This is a genomic window from Allobranchiibius huperziae (genome assembly GCF_013410455.1).
GTDB lineage: Bacteria > Actinomycetota > Actinomycetes > Actinomycetales > Dermatophilaceae > Allobranchiibius > Allobranchiibius huperziae.
This window is the reverse complement of record NZ_JACCFW010000001.1, coordinates 1085515-1104843: the sequence shown is the minus strand read 5'-3', so window position 1 is coordinate 1104843 and position 19329 is coordinate 1085515. Positions and strand designations below refer to the sequence as shown.

Genomic DNA, 19329 nt, shown 5'->3' with positions numbered 1-19329 from the left:
GCTGCCCGCGCTCCTCCCCACCAGCGACCGGGACTGCGAAGGCGGCACACCATGAAAGAAGATCGGCTCCACCCCGGAGTCACCACGCGACCGAGGATCCTGACCGTCCTCCTCGGACTGCTCCTCACCTCGGTCGCGACGTTGTCCCTCGGATGGTCCACCCCGGCGCACGCCGCCGACGGGTGCACCGCAGGGCACAACGCATCGGGCCAGAGCGTCTACTACTGCGGGGTCTGGGTGCCCTCGGGCGGGATCCCCGTCTACTCCAGCACGTCGCAGGGCTCCTCGGTCATCGACCACCTGCACAGCGGAGGAACGGCGAACTGGTTCTACTGCTCGACCTCAGGCGGCACCGCGACCGCCTCCGGGTACAAGTCCACGAGCTGGGCCCGCTCCGTCGGCGACGACAACGGCGCCATCGGCTACGTGCCCGCTGTCTACTTCAGCGGCAGTGAGAACTACTGGGCCGGACTGCCGAGCTGCTCGGGCGGGACCGGCTCGTCGGGCAGTTCCTGTCACTCCGGCACCAACAAGTCGGGCACGACGGTGTCGTACTGCGGCATCTGGACGCCCTCCGGCGGAACGCCGGTCTACGCATCGACCTCGTCCGGATCGGGGGTCGTGGACCACCTGAACACCGCGGGCACCGGCAACTGGTTCTTCTGCGAGCAGAAGGGCTCTTCGATCACGGTCGGTGGGTACACCTCCTCCGACTGGGCCAAGACCATCGGCGACGATCACGGCGCCACGGGATACGTCCCGGCGGTGTACTTCACCGGCTCGCAGAACTACTGGGCAGGGATGCCCGCGTGCTCGACGCCCGCGCCGCCGCCCTCGGACGACAGCTGCACGCTCGGTCACAACCCCTCGGGCGGGACCGCGTACTACTGCCCGGTCTGGGTGCCGTCCGGCGGGGTGCCGCTCTACGGCTCGACCTCGACGTCCTCCGGCGTGGTCGACCACCTGCACACCGGCGGTTCGGCCAACTGGTTCTACTGCCGGGTGAACGGCTCCACCGCCACCGTCGGCGGCTACAGCTCCTCGAGCTGGGCCAAGACCATCGGCGATGACAACGGCGCCACGGGATACGTGCCGGCGGTGTACTTCACCGGTTCACAGGACTACTGGGTCAACCTGCCGTCCTGCGGCAGCGGCTCCACCAACCCGACGCCGCCCTCCCCGCCGAGCAACGGCGGCGCCAACACCAACGGCAGCGCGTGCGGTACGGCGTACACCGGGCTCCCCGGTCTGACGCTGAAGATGATGCAGCAGGCCTGCCGGGTCACCGTGACCAGCGACTCGATGTACAAATACAGCATCTACGCCTGGGACGGCGGCCACGGCTCGACCCCCGGCCCGACCTACGGCTCGTGCGACCCGAGCAACGGCGCTCCGAACGACTGCCACGTCGACGGATTCGACTGCTCCGGCCTCGTGCGATGGGCCTACTACCAGGCCACCGGGGTGGACGCGCTCGACGGCTACACGTGGGGCCAGTGGTCCAAGGCGCTCGCCCTCCCGCACAAGGCCGTCATCAACGCTGCCAGCCACGGCGGGTCGGGCCAGGTCGACAACTACCTGTCGCAGCTCAAGCCCGGAGACATCCTCTGGTACGGCCAGAACGCCGGCGAGCACGTCGCGATCTACATGGGCAACGGCAAGCAGATGAACGCCTACCAGTCCGGCGACCACGACGGCATCACCAGCGTCACCACCGGCGACACCTTCTGGGGCGCCGTCCGGATGTGGTGACGCCACCCCTTCACCACCCCGCACACCCCTCACAGATCGGAGAACGGCTCATGTACAAACGCATCGCAGCAGTCTCGGCGCTGGGCCTCGGCGCGCTGGGTTTCGCCGGCGTCGCCCCCGCCCACGCCGCGGGCAGCACCGTGCACGGCTGCGCCTACGGCTACGTGTGCATCTATCCCCAGAACGCCGGCTGGAACGGCGACCACCCGTCACTGCGGTACTACCACTACGGCACGGACAACCTCAGCAATCAGGTCGGTTACCACTACGTGCTCAACAACCAGTACAACGCCGGCCTGGCGTTCTGCACCGGTTACAACGGCAAGAGCTGCAACTCCGGCCTCGGCAACTGGGGCGAGTCGCACGCCAAGGGCGCGTCCTGGAACAACGTCTACCTGACCCCCATCAACTCCATCGAGCTCGGACCGTACGGGCCGTGAGGATCTCGTGACCTCACCCGCCCGTCGCACGACCCCTACCCCAAGGAGCATCAGATGAAGAAGGCACTCACCCTCGTCCTCGCCACCGGCGCACTGGCAACCTTGCCGCTGTCGGTCCCGATCGCGCAGGCCCACGCAGCGACCGCCAGCTACAGCTGCTCGATCGACAGCTACGGCGCCGTGCAGACCGCGGACTGGCTGAAGGTGCACCGCAGCCCGAGCACCAGCTCGGGCACGGTCGGACAGGTGAAGCGCGGCACCCTCTTCCACTACTGCAGCTCCTCCGGTCGCTCCGGAGGCGGCCACTACTGGGTCTACGGCTACGGATACAACGGCTCGAAGAAGCTGACCGGCTGGGTGGCCAGCGAGTACCTGGCCCACCCGTGACCCGCGCCGTCCGCAGCGGGATCTAGCTCGCAGACCAGGGAAGGGACCGCGCCACCGGCGCGGTCCCTTCTCTTGCGTTCAGGGGCTGTCGGTGGCGGGTGGTTGACTTCATACATGAGTTCGACACCGGGCCTCGCAGTTGTCACTGACAGCTCGAGTCTCGTTGTGCCGGAGCATGGTTCGACCACTGATCCGCTCGCTCGGGTGAGCCTGATCTGTGGGCGGTTGAACGCCGCGCACGCCGATCTGATCGACCTGGTCAGCGACCTGGTGCGCACTGAGTCGTGGGCGATCGGCGGGATCCGGTCCCCCGAACACTGGTTGACCTGCTTCGCCGGGGTCTCCCCCGCCACCGCCCGGGACCTGGTCCGGATCGCGGCCCGGTCCGCCGAGCTACCGGCCCTGTCCCGGGAGGTGCACGCCGGGCGACTCTCGCTGGGTCAGGCCGCCGTGGTCGCCGCGCACACCCCGGTCGGGTACGACCAGGTCGTAGTTGACCTGGCGGTGCACGCCACCGTCCCGCAGTTGCGCCGGGCACTGGTCAAATACGACTTCGCCACCACCACCGACGAGGCGGACACCCCGCCGGCCCCACCAGACCCGTTCTCGGTCGCGGCGCAACCGGCGGAACTATCGATGTGGTGCGACCACGACCGGTTCCACCTGACCTACTCCGTACCCGCCGACATCGGAGCCCTGGTCCAACAAGCCCTCGCAGAGGCCAAAGACACCCTCTTCCTCGCCACCACCAACACGAAAGACGACGGGCGGCGGGTGCGGATGGCCGACGCCATGGCCCAAATCGCCTCCCGCTCCCTGGACGCAGGGACCGTCACCACCGCCGGGCGGGCCGAGAAGTTCCGGATCTACCTGCACCTGGACACCACCGGCCAAGGCTGGCTGACCACACGCGGCGCCCTACCACCGCACCTCCTGAGGAAGTGGACCTGCGACGGGGTGCTCCAACCCGTCTGGGAAACCGGCGGCACCCCCGTCAACGTCGGACGCGCCCACCGCATCGTCCCGCGCCGCACCCGACGCCTGGTCGAAGACCGCGACCGCGGCTGCGCCTACCCCGGCTGCCTGGCGATCCACCACCTGGAATGCCACCACATCGTCCACTGGGCCGACGGCGGACCCACCAACATGGCCAACCTGATCAGCCTGTGCCCCCACCACCACGACCGACACCACACCGGCGACTTCACCATCCACCCCGCGCCCGACAGACCCGGACGGTTCCGATTCGCCACCCGCCACGGGCACCCCATCGAACCCACCGTCGCCACCCCACCCGACAGCCCCGAACCCACGGCAGCACCGCGCTACCCCGGGCCCACCAACGAGATCCTGCACCTGGACCAGGTCAGATTTCACCGTCGAAGTGAGCGCTTCAGGCAGTGAGCACGCTGTCCGCTGGACGACCACGGGCCGCACGCCACGCAACAGGTGGGTGATGATGGATCCATGAGCGAGACACCGCGCCTTCGTTACAGGTTCATCACCGGCACCGACGACCAAGCCTTCTGCGAGCGGGTGAGCACCGCCCTCGACGAGGGCTACGTGCTGCACGGATCCCCGGCGCTCACCTACGACGGGACGCGGGTCGTCACCGGGCAGGCCGTCGTCCTGCCGACGCCCGCCGACGGCTCGGTGCAGAACGCATGACCGAGGGGTACGCCGGCGATCTGACGCCTCAGCAGGCGTGGGAGCTGCTCGCCGCGCACGACGACGCCGTTCTCGTCGACGTCCGCACCACCGCCGAGTGGGCCTATGTAGGTGTCCCGGACATCACGTGCCTGGGCCGGGAGACCGAGTTCGTGGAGTGGGTGAGCTTCCCCGACGGATCGTCGAACCCGCACTTCGTCGACGACGTGCGCGAAGCCGGCGTCACCCCCGGCGACGGACGACCGGTGGTCTTCCTGTGCCGCAGCGGGCAGCGCTCGATCAGTGCCGCCAAGGCCGCGACAGCGGCGGGCCTCGGGCCGGCGTACAACGTGCTCGAGGGGTTCGAGGGCGGCCTGGACGACGCGGGGCACCGCGGCGGCGGTGGGTGGCGCGCGGCCGGACTGCCCTGGAAACAATCCTGATCCATGAGTGAGCCACGACCCAAGCCAGCGCTGCCCGAAGGATTGCGCCCCGCGACGTACGCCGTCCGCGGCGGCCAGGAGCGCACCGGATTCGATGAGACCTCCGAGGCGCTGTTCCTCACCCAGGGCTACGTCTACGACCGGGCGGCCGATGCCGAAGCCGCGTTCGCCGGCGACCTGGACCGGTTCATCTACAGCCGCTACGGCAACCCGACGGTGTCCACCTTCGAGGAGCGGCTGCGCCTGATCGAAGGCGCACCCGCCTGCTACGCGACGGCGACCGGAATGTCGGCCGTGTTCACCTCGCTGGCCGCTCTGGTGAAGCAGGGCTCGCGGATCGTTTCCGCGCGAGCCCTCTTCGGCTCCACGGTCGTGATCTTCGAGGAGATCCTGGCCACGTGGGGCGTGCGCACCGACTATGTCGACGGCCACGACCTCGCTCAGTGGGAGCGGGCCCTGGCCACTCCCGCCGACGTGGTGTTCTTCGAGACCCCCACCAACCCGATGCTCGACATCATCGACATCGCGGCCGTCTGCGAGCTCGCGCACGCGGCCGGCGCCACCGTGATCGTCGACAACGTCTTCGCCACCCCGGTGCTGCAGCGGCCGATCGCGATGGGTGTCGACGTGGTGGTCTACTCCGCGACCAAGCACATCGACGGGCAGGGCCGGGTGCTGGGCGGGGCGATCCTCGGCAGCCAGGACTACATCGACGGCCCGGTGCAGACCATGATCCGCAACACCGGGCCGAGCATGTCCCCGTTCAACGCCTGGGTGCTGCTCAAGGGCCTGGAAACGCTCGACCTGCGAGTCCGAGCGGCGAGCGCTGCTGCCGCCGACCTGGCGCAGTGGCTGCAGGACCGACCGCAGGTGGCGTCGGTGCGCTACCCGTTCCTGCCCTCACACCCGCAGTACGACCTGGCCCGCCGCCAGCAGGACGGCGGGGGCACGATCGTCACCTTCGATCTGGCGACCAAGGACGACGACCCGGCCGCCGCGAAGGTCGCGGCGTTCGGGCTCCTGGACGAGTTGCGCATCATCGACATCTCCAACAACCTCGGCGACGCGAAGTCGATGGTCACCCATCCTGCGACCACCACCCACCGCAAACTCGGCCCGCAGGGGCGCGCCGCGGTCGGCATCGGCGAGGCGACGGTCCGACTGTCGGTGGGACTGGAGGACGTCGAGGACCTGCGCGAGGACCTGGCGCGGGCGCTGCACAGCTAACAAGTGGGGTCGTCGCGCGCCCTATCGAGCGCGCAATGACCCCATCCGTGTGCGGAGAGCGCGTCAGTCGAGGATGGCGTCCACAAATGCCACCGGGTCGAACGGCGCCAGGTCGTCCGGCCCTTCCCCGAGTCCGACCAGCTTGACCGGCACGCCCAGCTGACGCTGGATCAGCACGACGATGCCGCCCTTGGCGGTGCCGTCGAGCTTGGTGAGGACGACGCCGGTGATGTCGACCGCCTGGGCGAAGACCTCGGCCTGTCGCAGACCGTTCTGCCCGGTCGTGGCGTCGAGCACCAGCAGACACTCGTCGATCGCGCTCTGCTTCTCGATGACGCGCTTGACCTTCGACAGCTCGTCCATCAGGCCGACCTTGTTGTGCAGCCGCCCGGCGGTGTCGATGATCACCACGTCCGCCTCGACGTCCGCGGCGTCCTTGACCGCGTCGAAGGCCACGGCGGCGGGGTCGGCCCCCTCACGGTCCGAGCGCACGGTGGGCACGCCGACCCGCTCGCCCCAGGTCTGCAGCTGGTCCGCGGCCGCCGCACGGAAGGTGTCGGCGGCACCCAGGACGACGTCCTTGTCCTCGGCGACGAGCACCCGCGCGAGCTTGCCCACGGATGTGGTCTTGCCGGTGCCGTTGACGCCCACGACCATCACGCACGCCGGCCGGTCGCCCACCCGGGTGGCCGCGATCCGCCGGTCCATCGTCGGATCGACGAGTTTCAGCAGCTCCTCATGCAGCCAGCCCTCGAGCTGTTCGGGGGTCGCACTGCCCTCGACCTGCACCCGTCTCTTGAGCGCGTCCACGAGCTCCGTGGTGGCCTCGACCCCGAGATCGGCGCCGAGCAGGGTGTCCTCGACCTCTTCCCAGACCGCTTCGTCGAGCTGACCGCCGGCCAGCAGGCCGAGCAGGCCCTTGCCCATCGCGTTGTTGGAGGCCGCGAGGCGCGAGCGCAGGCGGCCCATCCGGTTGCGCGCCGACTCGGGGCGCTCGATCGCGACCTCGGCGGGAGCGGCCGGTTCGGGCTCGACCGGGGGCGCAACGACGACCGGTTCGGGTTCGGGCGTGGGCCGCGGGGTGGTCGGTGGTGCGGGCGGTTCAGCGGTCTTGCTGGTGTCGATCCTGGCGGTGCTGCCCGCCTGGTAGGTGTTGGCGCCGCGCACCTTCTCCTCGCGCGGCGGCGCGGGCGGAGCCGCCGTACGGCGGCGCGACGCGCTGCCCCGCACGAAGGCGACGAGCAGGCCGAGCCCGCCCAGCACGACGACGGTGATGACGGTGAGGATCTCCCAGAGACTGTCCACCGCCCCATCCTCGCAAACGCGACAGGGTGCTCGAGACCACCGCCCGTCGGGGCGGGTCGGTCTCAGGAGGCGCTATGCGCTCCCGACGCCTCGCTGCCCTGCTCGACGTCGTCGCCCTTCGCCCGTTTGTCACGCCCGCGGTCGGTGACGGAGGTGAGCATCTGCTCGCCTCGTTCGGTCAGCACCTGGCGACCTTCACGGCGGGCGGGGACGGCAACGAGGCCGACGACGACGCCGGCGAGGACGAGACAGAGCAACAGGGCACCCACGAGCCACAACATGCCCTCTATTCTGCGGGTTGCGGCTGTGAGTTCCCTATTACCGACACGCGCGGTCACTGTGCGCAGAGCCGCCCGCGGCGGTTTCCCGCGAGGGCGGGTGCCACGATGTGCCCCATGGGTGTCCAAGATCACTACAGGTCCGCCGCCGCCGGCTTCGACGCGAGCCGCCTCAGCCGTCTCGACGAGCACCTGCAGGGGTACGTCGACCGGGGCCATCTGCCCTGTTACCACGTGCAGGTCGTGCGACACGGGGAGGTCGCCTACTCGGCGTACGGCGGGATGCGCGACATCGCGAGCAGCTCGCCCACCACGGCCGACACGCTCTACCGGATCTACTCGATGACCAAGCCGGTCACCTCCGTGGCGGCGATGATGCTGGTCGAGCGGGGCCTGCTGCGCCTGGACGACCCGGTCGCCGCCTACCTCCCGGCATACGCCGATCAGCGGGTCTACGTCGGCGGCCAGGCTGCTGCCGCAGTCACCCGGCCCGCCGCCGGTCCGATGCGGGTGCGCCATCTGCTCACCCACACGGCAGGGCTGACATACGGCTTCCTGCGGGTGCACCCGACCGATGAGGTGATGCGCACGGCCGGTTTCGAGATCGGCGTGCCCGCCGGCATGGACCTGGCCGAGGCCACCGATGCGATGGGCGCGTTCCCGCTGCGCTTCGACCCCGGCACCAGCTGGAACTACTCGGTCGCCACCGACGTGCTGGGGCGGGTGGTCGAGGTCGTGTCCGGGACATCACTGGACGAGTTCTTCCGCACCGAGATCTTCGAGCCGCTCGCGATGGACGAGACCGCGTTCCACGCGGTGGACGCCGACCGGCTCGCGACGCTGTACCACGGGGCCGGCGGCAGCGCCCCGACGCCGCTGGACGCGCTCGGGGCCGCGGCGCTGAAACCGCCGACCTACCTGTCCGGCGGCGGCGGGCTGGTCTCGTCCATGGACGACTACACCCGCTTCGCCCGGATGCTGCTCGGGCGCGGTGAGCTGGACGGCGTGCGCCTCCTCGGCAACCGGACGGTCGACTTCATGGCCACCAACCACCTACCGGGCGGCGCCGACCTGGGTTCCTTCGGCATCCCGCTCTACGCCGAGACGCCGTTCAACGGAGTGGGTTTCGGCCTGGGCTTCAGCGTGATGCTGGACCCGACGGCAGCCGGTTACCCGACGTCGCCGGGCGAATACGGCTGGGGCGGCATGGCGTCGACGGTCTTCTGGGTCGACCCCGCCGAGGACCTCACCACCGTCTTCATGACCCAGCAGATGCCCTCGAACGGCTATCCGCTGCGCACCGAGCTGCGCCAGCTGGTGTACGCCGCGCTCGTCGACTGATCCCGGCGCAAGCGCGCGTCAGCGCGCGGGCGTGAGCTCCTCTTCCGTCTTCCGCGCGGGGGCCGGAGCGCCCATCGCCTCCGGCGCGACGTCCCGCAGCCGTTGCGAGACGACGGTGGTGATGCCGTCGCCGCGCATCGACACGCCGTACAGCGCGTCGGCGACCTCCATGGTGCGCTTCTGGTGGGTGATCACAATGAGCTGGCTGGAGTCGCGCAGCTCCTGGAAGAGGGTGATCAGGCGCCCCAGGTTGGCGTCGTCCAGAGCGGCCTCGACCTCGTCCATGATGTAGAACGGGCTCGGCCGCGCCTTGAAGATCGACACCAGCAGCGCCACCGCCACCAGCGACCGCTCGCCACCGGAGAGCAGCGACAACCGCTTGATCTTCTTGCCGGGCGGACGGGCCTCGACCTCGATGCCCGTGGTGAGCATGTCGCCCGGTTCGGTCAGCGTCAGGCGCCCTTCACCGCCGGGGAAGAGCCGGTCGAAGACGCCCTCGAACTCGCGTGCCGTATCGGCGAACGCCTCGGCGAAGACCCGCTCCACGCGCTCGTCGACCTCGCGGACGATGTCGAGCAGGTCCTTCTTGGACCGGGTGAGGTCGTCCAGCTGGGTGGTCAGGAAGGTGTGCCGCTCCTCCAGCGCCGCGAACTCCTCCAGCGCCAGCGGGTTGACCCGGCCGAGCTGGGCCAGCTTGCGCTCCGCCGACCGCAGCCGCTTCTCCTGGTGCTCGCGCACGAACGCGACGGGCTCGGGCGCGTCGTCGGGTGCGTCGTCCGGACCGGGCACGTGCGGGATCAGCAGGTGCGGGCCGAACTCCTCGACGAGCGCCTCGGGGGCGATGCCGTGCTCCTCGACCGCGCGCGTCTGCATGGCTTCCACCTTGAGCCGCTGCTCGGCACGGGCCAGCTCGTCACGGTGCACCGAGTCGGTCAGCTCGCGCACCTCCTGGGCGGCTGCCGTCACCACCTCGCGTGCCGCGCGCACGGCCTCCTCGAGCGTCGTACGTCGCTGCTGTGCCTCGTCGCGCCGCACCTGGGCAACGGCCAACGCCTCGACGGTGCGCTGCGCCAGATGCCCGGCGTCGTCGCGCACCTGTGCGGCGACCAACGCCTCGTGGCGGCGGCGTTCGCGGCGTTCCTGCGCCTTGCGGCGCGCTTCGACCTCCGAGCGTGCGGTGGCCTCCAGGGCGTCGGCCCGGCCCTCCAGCGCGCGGGCCTGCTCCTGCCGGCTGCGCAGCGTGAGGCGGTGCTCCGTCTCCGCCGACCGGGCGGCGGCCGCCTCGGCCGCGAGCCGGGGCTGGTCGTCGGCGTCCGGCTCTTCCGCGCCCGGATCCGCGTGCGCCGCCTCGAGCCGCTCCTGCAACTCCTGCAGCTCGGTCTCGTTGCTGCCCAACGACTCCCGTGCAGCGGCCAGCGACCGCTCGCCACGCTCGCGCTCGCTGCGTGCCGAGCGCAGCGTCTGGCCGAGCTGCCCCAGCTGCTCGGCCACGGCGGCCATCCGGGCGTCGGACTCCCCCAGCCGCTCCAGGGCCGCGTCGACCTGCTCGCGGAGCTGCTCGACCTGGGCGCGGGCCTCCTGTGCGGCGAAGCGTGCACGCTCCCCGCGAGACGCGGCCTGCGACATCCGCTCCTTCGTGTCATCGACCGCGGCCTGGATCTCCAGGGTGCTGGGCGCGGCCGCCGAGCCGCCGCGCACGAAATCGGCGGCGAACACGTCGCCGTCGCGGGTGACGGCGATGACCTTGGAGTCACGGGCCACCATGGCGGCGGCCGCTGCGGGGTCCTCCACCAGCAGCACCCCTGCGAGCAGCTGATCGACGACCGGGCGCAGCTCGTCCGGTGCGGAGACGACGTCGCACGCCCACGAGGTGTCGGGCCCGCTCTCCCCCATCCGCCAGCGGTCGTTGGTCGAATGCGCCACGAGGATCCCTGCGCGGCCGGCGTCCGCCTCGCGCAACTCCTGCAGCGCGGCGGCCGCCTCCTCGTGGTCGGCCACGACCACGGCGTCGGCAGCCCAGCCCAGCGCCGCGGCGACAGCGACCTCGCGCCCTGATTCGACCTGGACCAGGGACGCGACGGACCCGCGGACACCGTGCTGCTCACCCCACGAGAGCAGATGCGCGGCACCGTCACCGCGCCGCAGCCCGAGCTCGAGCGCCTCCAGTCGCGAGTGCAGCCCGGAGCGCTCCTGCTCGGCGGTCCGCTCGTCCTGGGTCGCCTCGTCCAGCGCCGCCTGCGCCTGCGCGAGCTCCGCCTCGGCACGCTCGTGCTGTGCGTCCAGACCCTGCTCGCCCTCTTCGTCCTCGGCGAGTCCGGACTCCAGCGCGGCGAACTCGCGCTCGGCCCGCGTCGCGCGCAGTTCGATCTCCTCGGCGCCGGCCTCCAGCCGGCCGATCTCCGCCTGCGCCGCCTCGATGCGGCTGCGCCGGGCAGCCACCTGACCCTCGAGTTTGGCCAGGCCTTCACGGCGGTCCGCGGCGGCACGCAGCAGCCGGGCGACGCGTTGCTGCTCGTCCTGGTGGGCGCCCTCGGCGGCCTCCCGGCGCGCGACGGCGGCTGCGAGCGCCTCGTCGGCCGCGCTCACCTGCGCCAGCAGATCCTCGTGTCGGGCGCGCTCCTTGGCGGCCTGGGCGCGCAGCTGCTCCGGGTCGCGCCCGGTGCTGCCCTGCTCGTGCTCCTCGGCCTCGGCCAGGAGCCGGACCCGTTGCGCCGCGAGCGTCTCCGTCGCCCGGATGCGCTCGGCCAGCGACGACAGGCCGAACCACTGCTCCTGCGCGGTCGTGAGCGCGGGCGCCGCTGCGCGGGCCTGCTCCTCGACCTGCGCCAGTCGGGCCTCTCCGCCGTCGAGAGCGGCCTGGGCCCGCCGCTGACGGGCGAGCATGGCCTCCTCGTCGGCGATGTCCTGCTCCAGGGCGCTCGTCAGCTGCACCAGGTCGTCGGCCAGCAGCCGCAGCCGGGCGTCGCGTACGTCGGCCTGGATGGTGGCGGCCTTGCGGGCGGTCTCGGCCTGCCGGCCGAGCGGTCCGAGCTGGCGCCGGATCTCGGTGGTGAGGTCGCCGACCCGGTGCAGGTTGGCTTCCATCGTCTCCAGCTTGCGCAACGCGCGTTCCTTGCGCTTGCGGTGCTTCAGGACGCCGGCGGCCTCCTCGATGAAGCCGCGGCGCTCCTCCGGCGTCGCACGCAGCACGGCGTCGAGCTGACCCTGGCCCACGATGACATGCATCTCCCGGCCGATGCCGGAGTCGGACAGCAGCTCCTGCACGTCCAGCAGCCGACAGTTGGTGCCGTTGATCGCGTACTCCGACCCGCCGCTGCGGAACATGGTGCGGCTGATCGTCACCTCGGTGTAGTCGATCGGCAGGGCGCCGTCGGTGTTGTCGATGGTGAGGGTGACCTCCGCGCGACCGAGCGCGGGACGCCCCGGCGTACCGGCGAAGATGACGTCCTCCATCTTCCCGCCGCGCAGGGTCTTCGCGCCCTGCTCGCCCATCACCCACGCGAGCGCGTCGACGACGTTGGACTTGCCGGAGCCGTTGGGCCCGACGATGCAGGTGATCCCGGGCTCCAGGCGCATCGAGGTCGCCGAGGCGAAGGACTTGAAGCCCTTCAGGGTGAGGCTCTTGACGAACACGGGGTGGAGGACTCCTGGACATTGCGGGGCTGGGCCGGACAGGGCGGGCGAAACCGTGCCGCCGACTCTACCGACGGGTCTAAGACATTCGGCGCAGGAGATAGGGCAATCGCCCGATGTGGCGCACTACCTCAGATGAGCAGTCTCGAGGTTGTCAGTCACCGCCAACCGTCAGGAATCGCCATGTACCCCATCACCGCCGACGTCGCCCACACCATCGACCAGCAGCACCGCGAGCGCCTCACGCAGGAGTACGCCGCCGCACGGCGTACCTCCGAAGGCTGGAAGCGCGGGTTCCACGCGTTGCTCAGCCTGCTGGACTCCCACACCGAGCCGGTCGTGCGAGGGTCCGCCCGGCACGCGTGAGTACGCAGCACAATGGCGGCATGCCCGTCGTCGTCGGACCGTTCGTGGGCCGGGACCGTGAGTTGCGCGAGTTGCTCGCGGCACCCGGCATCACGCTGCTCGGCGGCGATGCGGGGGTCGGCAAGACCCGGCTGCTGCGCGAACTGGCCGCCGCGACCACCGACCGGGTCCTGATCGGTCACTGCCTCGACCTCGGCGAGAGCAGCGCGCCCTACCTGCCCTGGTCGGAGATGTGGGGCCGGCTCCACCAGGCCGCACCGGACCTGGTGGACGAGCTCGTCGCCCGGCGGCCGCTGCTCGGATCGTTGCTGCCGGGGTACGACGCCGCGGACGCCGGTCAGGCCGACGCCGGGCCCGGCGTCCTGTACGACGCGGTGCACGCCTCCCTGGAGACCCTCGCGGCGCAAGGACCGATCACGGTGATGGTGGAGGACCTGCACTGGGCCGACCGGTCCACCCGCGATCTGCTGACCGTCCTGTTCACCCGCCAGTTCGAGGGTCCCGTGCGGTTCGTCGCGTCCTACCGCGCCGACGACCTGCACCGGCGGCATCCGTTGCGCCGGATCCTCGGCGAGTGGGGTCGTCTGCCGGGCGTCGAGCGAATGATCCTGGAACCACTGCGGGACGACGACATCCACCATCTCGCGACCGGCCTGCGGCCGGCCATCACGACCGAGCAGGTCGACATGGTGCTGGAGCGCTCCGGCGGCAACCCGTTCTTCGTCGAGGAGCTGCTCGCGGTCGATCGCGCGAACTGCACGGGCGTGCCGGAGGATCTGGCCGATCTGCTGCTCGTCCGCGTCGACGCCCTGTCCGACGACGCGCGGACCGTCGTACGCGCGGTGTCCGCCGCGGGGCGGTCGGTCACCCACGCGCGCCTGGCGACCGTCGTACCGCTGTCCCAGACCGCCCTGGAGGAGGCGCTGGCGGCCCTGGTCGACCACAACCTGCTGGAGGCCCGCGGCACCGACAGCTACACCTTCCGGCACGCGTTGCTCGCCGAGGCGGTCTATGACGACCTGCTGCCCGGTGAGCGCGTCCGGTGGCACGCGGCGTACGTCGAAGCGCTGAGCTCATCGAGCGAACTCGGTGCGGCAGCCGACCTGGCCCATCACGCACAGGCCGCCGGGCAGCTCGACGTCGCAGCGGCTGCGGCGGTCCGGGCGGGCGATGAGGCCATGCGCGCCGTCGGCCCGGCGGACGCCGCCCGGCTCTACGAGGACGCTCTGTCGATCTTCGCCCGCCACCCGGACGTCGCTCCCCCGGTACCCCTCACGCAGATCGCCGCGCGCACCTCGACGGCTCTCCTCGCGGCGGGCGACCCGTACCGGGCCGCGCAGACGGCGCGCGAGGCACTCGCCGTTCCCGGCCTCGCGGCGCACGACTACGCAGACCTGGTCATCGGTCTGGTGTCGGCCGCGATCCCCACCGGGGACCCGCTGGACCCCACGGTCGAGTTGCGCCACGCCATCCGCCTGCTGGAGCCGGAGGGTCCGACCGCGCGTGCCGCCCAACTGCACGCGCTGCTCGGTCGGTGGTGCTTCTTCATCGACGACTTCGACACCGCCCTGGTCGAGCTCACGGCGGCGCGCCGCCTCGCGCAGGAGCTGGAGCTGCCTGCGGTCCTGCTCGACGTGGACACCACGAGCGCGCGCATCGTCGACCTGCACGGCGAGAGCGCCGCCGCCCTCGGGCAACTGCAGGACGTTGCCGAATCCGCCCGACGCGCGGCGGAACCCGACCCGGAGGTACGAGCGCTGCACCAGGTCGCGCGGGTGTACACCCGTCAAGGCCGGCACCGGAAGGCACAGCAGGCGTTCGAGGTCGCCCTGCAGCGCTCGATCGAGACCCGCCACGAACTGGCTCTGTTCGGGATGGACGCGCGGGTCGCGTCCGCCTACTGGGCCGTGCAGACCGGGGACTGGGCGCGTGCCGAACAGCTGCTGGCCGCACCACAGCTGCGCAAAGCGCCGTACGCGACCTACCAGCTCCGCGCTGTGGCCGCCACGCTGGCGATGGCCCGCGGCGAGCACGAGCGTGCACTGCAGATCGCCCTGGAGCTGCGGCCGCAGTGGTCCAAGGACGTCTTCCTGGCCGTGCACGCGGGCTCGGCGCTGATCGACGTGCTGGGCGCGTTAGCCAGGCCCGACGAGATGCTGCGGTCCCTCGACGAGGTGAACGAGATCTTCCGCGCCACCTGGAACGCGCCACTGATCGATGCGCGGATCCGCCTGTCCGGCATCGCGATCGGACACCTCGCAACCGCGGCCGACCAGGAGTACGCAGCCGACGTCGCTCGGCTCGCCGACGCGACCGACGAGGTCGCCGCACGGTCGAGGGCACTGGACGACCTCGGGCCGGAGTCCGTGGCGTGGGTGACCCGGGTGCAGGCCGGAGTCGCGCGGTTCGCCTGGGGCGGCACCGGAGAGCCGCCGGCCGAGCTGATCACGGTGCTGCGCACCGACGTACGGCAGTTCGACAAGCTGGAGATCCCGCTCGAGGCGGCGCGGGCGCGCACGCACCTGGCCCGGGCACTCGGGGCTTCGAGTGAGACCGGCGCGGCGAAGGAGGCGCGGGTGGTGGCGTCGGATGCCCAACGCGCGATGCACGACCTCGGCGTCCGCACTGTCGCCGCTCCGGTGGAGTCTCACCCGACCCTGACCGCTCGGGAACGCGAAGTGCTCCAACTCGTGGCCCAAGGGCGGACCAACGGCCAGATCGCGCGCGAGCTCTTCATCAGCGTCAAGACCGCGAGCGTGCACGTCTCCAACATCGTGGCCAAGCTCGGCGTCACGAACCGCACCGAGGCGGCGATGGCCGCCAGCGCCCAGGGCCTCCTGCCCGCTGCGGCCCCGACCGATGCCACCACGCCGTGAGCACCGTTCTGCCGTCGGCGATCCCGCGCCTCGCTCACCCTCCGGTGACACTGCGGGCCTTCGAGCTTCGCGACGCGCCGCTCATCGCATCCGTGGCGGACGACCCGCTGATTCCCCTGATCACGACGGTCCCGGCCAGCGGCACCGACCGGGACGTCGCGGCATACCTCGACCGCCAGCACGACCGGCTCGCGCAGGGGGCCGGTTACTCCTTCGCCGTCGCCGATCACGACACGGACGACGCGGTCGGCCAGATCGGGCTCTGGACCAGCACCGTCAGCACCGGACGTGCCTCGACCGGCTACTGGATCGCTCCGCAGTTCCGCCGCCGTGGATATGCCCGAGCGGCCCTGCGATGCCTGACGAACTGGGCCATGGGCCTGGACGCCGTCGCGCGCCTGGAGTTGTATGTCGAGCCGTGGAACGAGGGGTCGTGGCGCGCTGCCGAAGCCTGCGGATACGCGCGCGAGGGCCTGCTGCGCAGCTGGCAACAGGTGGGCGACGAACGCAAGGACATGTACGTCTACAGCGTCATCTCGCAGGCGTCAGGCCCGCGAATTGCCCGCACTCCGTCCTAGGCTCGGTCGTACCACCGTCTGAGGGAGCCGCCGTGCGTCGTCGTCTGTCCATCCTGCTCACCGTCGTGCTCAGCCTGCTTGCGTCGTGCCTGATCGGTGCGCAGAGCGCATCGGCGGCGGGATACATCGAGAACGGCGCCGACAATCCGGTGAGTGCCGCGCCGCCCATCAGCCGACCGGCCACCGGGCACTGCACGGCGACCCTCGCCTCGCACTTCCCGTCCAATGCCGCGAGCGGATCCGCGCAGAACTACTCCGGCACGCTGGCTCCCCCGGCGGCGTGTGCCGGCAAGGCATGGTCCAAGGTCGTGCTGGACTCCACGACCTCCGTCAGCGGACGGCAGTACGACCGCAGCGGCACCCTCACGATCGGCGGCGTGACCGTGTGGTTCGGGACCACCCAGGAGCCGGGCGGCCCCACCCCCACGACGTTCTCCTTCTCCAAGGACATCACCGACTTCTCCGCCCTGCTGCGTACGCCGCAGCCGTTCACCGGCGGGTACGTCAACTACACGGACTCGACCTATACCGGCGTCTACGACCAGACGGTCCACATCACCTACTACCTGGCCGACTCCCGGCACCCCGCGCCGAGCGTGCCGGACAAGGTGGTCGGGGTGCCCGTGCAGGACCTGAACCCGGCGAGCCACACCACGAGTACCACGGTCAGCGGGCTGCCCCGCAACATCACCGGCGCACGCCTCGACGTCACGCTCAAGGGCAACGGCTGCGACGAGCAGTGGTTCACCGCGGTCCCGGACGCCGTCGCCGCCGACTACCCCGACGCGGGCCTGTGTGCGGCCGGCTCCTTCCGGGAGGCGACGGTGGCGGTCGACGGCACCCGCGCCGGTGCGGTGGGGACCTACCCGCACATCTACTCCGGCGGGATCGTGCCCACCCTGTGGCGTCCGGTCCTCGCGATCGACACGTTGGATCTGCGGGCCGAGTCACTGGACCTCACGCCCTTCGCGGGTCGGCTGGTCGACGGGAAGTCGCACACCCTGACGTTCGCCATCTCCCCGATCGGCGACACGTGGAACGTCACGGCCGCGCTCTTCCTCTACACCGACCATCACCGCGCGCGCACCTCGGGGAGCCTCACCTCGGCGAACGTCGCGGCCGCCGCGACCACGGACACCACGGTCGACCCCGCCCGGCAGGGCGCGGTGCACTACTCCCAGACCGCCCGCCGCGCCGACTCGGTCACCGGTTACATCGACACCTCGGCGGGCCGCGTGGTCACCACCGTGTCGACCGGGCGCACCTGGAGCAACGCGGGCGCCGTCAGTGACTCCGGAGCGGTGCAGTCCATCCGCCAGCAGGACCTGATGACGACGCGGTCGGTGTCCCGCGTGGGCGCCCGGACCGTGCGCAGCCTCTTCCTGCGCGAGTCCTACCCGATCACCGTGGACTTCTCGGCCGCCGACTACACCGACGACCAGAACTTCTCACTCACCGGGACGGTGACGATGGCGCAGGACGTGGCCCGGTTCGCCACCGACGGTAGGCACGCCACCGGGCTCGCCTACGACTGGCGCGTCTCGTCGTACGGCGTGCTGGCCAGATCGAAGGGGGTCACCAGCGAGTCCGACGGACACTCGACCACCTCGTACATCGGCACGGGCGCCACCGGTCGCCCGTACTGGCACGTCATCACCACCAACCACGGGCGGGTGACCTCGGACCGGCACCTGGGCGTCTGAGCCCTCTCCACGGTCGCACCACTCGGTGAGATCCGGCTTTGGGAGGGTCTGCGGGCAACGGGACCCTCGCGAAGCCGGATCTCAGCGAGGGGTGGCCCAGGCTGACGCACACGCGTCGGTCACGACATCCGCCCACAGGTCGGGATGGGTCTTCCAGAAGTTGCCGACCAGCTGCGGTCCCGGTGCAGCCCGTGGCCGGCGATGCCGACGACTGCTCGCACCCGGTCCGGGTGATCCAACGCGTATCGCACCGCCAGATCCGACCCGAAGGAGTGGCCGACCACCACCCAGTCCGCCACCCCGGCCGCACGCCGCAGGCTCTCCAGGTCGCGGACGGCCTGCGCGAGGTCGTGCGGGCCTCCCCCGGAGCGTCCGACGCCGCGAGGCTCCGCGAACCAGGACCGCATTCCTCGCGGGGCGAGTGCGTCGTCCTCGAGGTAGCTGACGCACCCCGGCCCACCGGAGAGGAGCAGCACATCGGGCCCGTCGCCCACGACGCCGACGTGCAGGGTGACGCCGTCATCGCATTCGACGGCCAGGTCCTGCAACGGGGCAGCTCAGTCGCGGGCGGTCAGGACGACCGGGTCGCCCGAGGTGACGGCGATGGTGTGCTCGCTGTGCGCGCCACGTGAGCCGTCCGCGCTGCGCAGCGTCCATCCGTCGGGGTCGGTGAAGATCTCATCGGTCGTGTGCATGAACCACGGCTCGATCGCGATGACCAGTCCCGGCTGCAGTTTCAGGCCGCGACCCGCGCGCCCGTCGTTCGGGACGTGCGGCTCGCCGTGCATGGTGCGGCCGACCCCGTGTCCGCCGAACTGGGTGTTGACGCTGAAGCCGCCGTCGTGCGCGACCTGCGCGATCGCCGCGCCCACGTCTCCGAGCTTGTTGCCGCTCCGCGCGGCGGCGATGCCGGCGGTCAGCGCGCGCTCGGTGCAGTCGATGAGCGCCAGGTCCTGCTCGCGCGGCGTGCCGACGACGACCGACAGCGCGGCGTCGGAGACCCACCCGTTCAACGACGCCGCGAAGTCCACCGACAGCAGGTCGCCGTCACGCAGCGCGTAGTCATGCGGAAGTCCGTGCAGGACAGCGTCGTTCACGCTGGTGCACAACACCTTGCCGAACGGCATCGCGCCGAAGCTCGGGTGATAGTCGATGTAGCACGACTCCGCGCCGGCCTCGCGGATCATCCGGTGTGCCAACGCATCGAGGTCGAGCAGGTTGACCCCCACGTCGGCCGCGTCCTTCAACGCGGTCAGCACGGCGGCCACCAGCTTCCCGGCAGGGCGCATCTGGTCGATCTCGGCGGACGACTTCAATTCGATCACGTCGTCCACCGTATGCCGCGTCCCCCGG

Annotated in this window: 17 protein-coding genes; 12 read left to right on the top strand and 5 right to left on the bottom strand. The window is 71.0% G+C overall.

Annotated features, from left to right (window positions below; genetic code table 11):
* Positions 1-51: 51 nt before the first annotated feature.
* The 7 genes from HNR15_RS05255 to HNR15_RS05225 all read left to right on the top strand — a co-directional run bounded on the left by HNR15_RS05255 (position 52) and on the right by HNR15_RS05225 (position 5896).
* On the top strand, positions 52-1752 hold the full coding sequence (locus HNR15_RS05255) for a C40 family peptidase (RefSeq protein WP_179479720.1): 1701 nt from the start codon (positions 52-54) through the stop codon (positions 1750-1752).
* A 50-nt stretch (positions 1753-1802) separates the two neighbouring features.
* On the top strand, positions 1803-2192 hold the full coding sequence (locus HNR15_RS05250; protein WP_179479717.1) for a hypothetical protein: 390 nt from the start codon (positions 1803-1805) through the stop codon (positions 2190-2192).
* 54 nt (positions 2193-2246) lie between these two features.
* Complete coding sequence (locus tag HNR15_RS05245) at positions 2247-2579, top strand: hypothetical protein (protein WP_179479715.1); 333 nt, start codon at positions 2247-2249, stop codon at positions 2577-2579.
* A 204-nt stretch (positions 2580-2783) separates the two neighbouring features.
* Positions 2784-3983, top strand: coding sequence for a DUF222 domain-containing protein (locus HNR15_RS05240; protein ID WP_179479713.1), 1200 nt, complete (start codon positions 2784-2786; stop codon positions 3981-3983).
* Positions 3984-4046: 63 nt separating this feature from the next.
* Positions 4047-4247 (top strand): DUF1737 domain-containing protein, encoded by a 201-nt coding sequence (locus tag HNR15_RS05235; protein WP_179479711.1) that lies wholly within the window; start codon positions 4047-4049, stop codon positions 4245-4247.
* Positions 4244-4669, top strand: a complete 426-nt coding sequence (locus tag HNR15_RS05230; RefSeq protein ID WP_179479709.1) for a rhodanese-like domain-containing protein — start codon at positions 4244-4246, stop codon at positions 4667-4669. The genes HNR15_RS05235 and HNR15_RS05230 overlap by 4 nt, the downstream gene beginning before the upstream one ends.
* Before the next feature lie 3 nt (positions 4670-4672).
* Positions 4673-5896 carry an O-succinylhomoserine sulfhydrylase gene (locus HNR15_RS05225; protein ID WP_179479707.1) on the top strand — a complete coding sequence of 408 codons (1224 nt, stop codon included), beginning with the start codon at positions 4673-4675 and terminating at the stop codon, positions 5894-5896.
* Between the two features lie 63 nt (positions 5897-5959).
* On the opposite strand, the gene ftsY is transcribed toward HNR15_RS05225, so the two are convergent.
* Both ftsY and HNR15_RS05215 read right to left on the bottom strand, forming a co-directional pair.
* A complete protein-coding gene (gene ftsY, locus HNR15_RS05220; RefSeq protein ID WP_179479706.1) occupies positions 5960-7201 on the bottom strand; it encodes a signal recognition particle-docking protein FtsY in 1242 nt (413 codons plus the stop codon).
* Positions 7202-7263: 62 nt separating this feature from the next.
* A complete protein-coding gene (locus HNR15_RS05215) occupies positions 7264-7482 on the bottom strand; it encodes a hypothetical protein (RefSeq protein ID WP_179479705.1) in 219 nt (72 codons plus the stop codon).
* Between the two features lie 114 nt (positions 7483-7596).
* Between HNR15_RS05215 and HNR15_RS05210 the strand changes: the two genes are divergently transcribed.
* A complete protein-coding gene (locus HNR15_RS05210; protein WP_179479704.1) occupies positions 7597-8820 on the top strand; it encodes a serine hydrolase domain-containing protein in 1224 nt (407 codons plus the stop codon).
* Between the two features lie 18 nt (positions 8821-8838).
* Here HNR15_RS05210 and smc read toward each other — a convergent pair whose 3' ends face one another.
* A complete protein-coding gene (gene smc, locus HNR15_RS05205) occupies positions 8839-12453 on the bottom strand; it encodes a chromosome segregation protein SMC (protein WP_179479703.1) in 3615 nt (1204 codons plus the stop codon).
* A 183-nt stretch (positions 12454-12636) separates the two neighbouring features.
* On the opposite strand from smc, the gene HNR15_RS05200 reads away from it, so the two are divergent.
* From HNR15_RS05200 to HNR15_RS05185, 4 genes are read left to right on the top strand one after another with little or no spacing between them, the layout of a single operon-like run.
* Positions 12637-12819, top strand: coding sequence for a hypothetical protein (locus HNR15_RS05200; RefSeq protein WP_179479702.1), 183 nt, complete (start codon positions 12637-12639; stop codon positions 12817-12819).
* A 20-nt stretch (positions 12820-12839) separates the two neighbouring features.
* A complete protein-coding gene (locus tag HNR15_RS05195; protein ID WP_179479701.1) occupies positions 12840-15695 on the top strand; it encodes a helix-turn-helix transcriptional regulator in 2856 nt (951 codons plus the stop codon).
* Complete coding sequence (locus HNR15_RS05190; RefSeq protein ID WP_343048428.1) at positions 15692-16273, top strand: GNAT family N-acetyltransferase; 582 nt, start codon at positions 15692-15694, stop codon at positions 16271-16273. The genes HNR15_RS05195 and HNR15_RS05190 overlap by 4 nt, the downstream gene beginning before the upstream one ends.
* 32 nt (positions 16274-16305) lie before the next feature.
* On the top strand, positions 16306-17976 hold the full coding sequence (locus HNR15_RS05185; RefSeq protein ID WP_218883559.1) for a peptide-N4-asparagine amidase: 1671 nt from the start codon (positions 16306-16308) through the stop codon (positions 17974-17976).
* Between the two features lie 119 nt (positions 17977-18095).
* Here HNR15_RS05185 and HNR15_RS05180 read toward each other — a convergent pair whose 3' ends face one another.
* Together HNR15_RS05180 and map are read right to left on the bottom strand one after the other, a co-directional pair.
* Positions 18096-18524 (bottom strand): alpha/beta fold hydrolase, encoded by a 429-nt coding sequence (locus tag HNR15_RS05180; RefSeq protein WP_179479700.1) that lies wholly within the window; start codon positions 18522-18524, stop codon positions 18096-18098.
* 9 nt (positions 18525-18533) lie between these two features.
* Entirely contained in the window at positions 18534-19301 is a 768-nt protein-coding gene (gene map / locus HNR15_RS05175) for a type I methionyl aminopeptidase (RefSeq protein WP_179479698.1), read from the bottom strand.
* Positions 19302-19329 lie beyond the last annotated feature (28 nt).